The organism is Actinomadura sp. KC216 (genome assembly GCF_004348535.1).
GTDB lineage: Bacteria > Actinomycetota > Actinomycetes > Streptosporangiales > Streptosporangiaceae > Spirillospora.
Genome location: NZ_SMJX01000632.1, coordinates 1 through 1,340, shown reverse-complemented (window position 1 = coordinate 1,340; position 1,340 = coordinate 1). Strand labels below are relative to the sequence as shown.

The window sequence follows — 1,340 nt, the reverse complement described above, 5'->3', positions numbered from 1 at the left end:
GCGGAATCGTGATGGAGGTGGCCGTGGTCCCCCGATGTCCACGGCCACCACACAGTCAGACGACCAAGCCCCCGGTAATAGTTCGCGGTCCTTCCAGAAAACATCTACGGGCGGCGGATTCGACGACGTCACGGAGAAGATCGTCCACGCAGACCCCGCCGGTACCCGCATTGACCACGGTCACGGGTCGTCGGCATCGGTGCGGGACACCACCTCACCGGACATCACGATGCGGATGTCACGGCCCTCCTCGGTCAGAACCTCGGTGTAGGGGCTCTGGACCTCCATCACATAACCGGTGATCGTGGTGCCGTCGCGCAACCCGATGCGCTGCTCGGGGACCCACACCGTGTCGGTCAGTCCGCCGAGGCCGAGGAACGCCAGCCCGATCACGACGCCCATATGCGCGAAAATCTTGGACAGGTACGGCCTGAGCGGCCCGCGCCGCCACATCACCGTGAAGACCGACGTGCTGACCACCAGCGCGACCACCAGCCCCGGCCAGCTGCGCAACGTGATCAGCGCGGCCACGAGCACCCCGACGAGCACCGCCAGGAAAACGGTCTGATGCGGCCGCCACTCGCCCCGCACCACGTGGTGGACGTGCCGGGCGACCGCGAGCGGGAGCACCATCGCCAGCACCACACCGGTCAGGGTTCCGGCGCCCAGCAGCGTGCCCACCACCACACCGATCACATCGTCGAAATTGACCGATTCGGCGAGCGAGAACGCGACATGCCAGTCATAGTGAGCGACCGCCAGCAGGCGTAGCACCAGGAAGAGCATCCCGCCCAAGGCCACGGCGTTCACCTCGGTCTTCGACGCCACCGCTGCCCCCTTCGGATCCGCTACCCGGACGGACGTCCGGCGACCAGGTCGCTCAGCCAATCCCCAAGCCGCTGCAGGGGCCGCCGATATCGGCGTTCACGCACCTGTGCACGCCGCTCTTTCCGTGACCCCTTCGCATACCGCCGCTGGGCCCACAGCGATTCAGGCCGGGCCAGCCGGACGGCCCCGACGAACGCCACCACCCCGATGAACAACCCGATCAGCCCGGTCCAGACCTTGCCTTTCAGGAGCGCGACGAAGGCCAGGCACAGATCGAGGACGAGGATGAGCGCGATCGTCCACATCCCGTCCCCGGCGACCTCGTCCATGCCCAATGGCCGCAGCCCCAGCAGCAGCAATCCGCACAACGCGACGGTGATGAACACGACCTCGACCGACAGCCGCCCCTGTTCGCTCCAATAGACGACTTTCAGACGCAGGACCAGCGCGAACTCGTCCAAGACCAGCGCCGTGCCGACCCCGAACACCGCCGCAGCCACCCCCGCCCACCC

The 1,340-nt window shown here is 67.2% G+C and carries 1 protein-coding gene and 1 pseudogene; both read right to left on the bottom strand.

Going from position 1 to position 1,340, the window contains the following annotated elements:
• Positions 1-180 precede the first annotated feature (180 nt).
• Positions 181-828 carry a hypothetical protein gene (locus E1264_RS42660; protein WP_132183272.1) on the bottom strand — a complete coding sequence of 216 codons (648 nt, stop codon included), beginning with the start codon at positions 826-828 and terminating at the stop codon, positions 181-183.
• A gap of 20 nt (positions 829-848) precedes the next feature.
• Positions 849-1,340: pseudogene (locus E1264_RS42655) on the bottom strand (hypothetical protein); the annotation flags it as partial.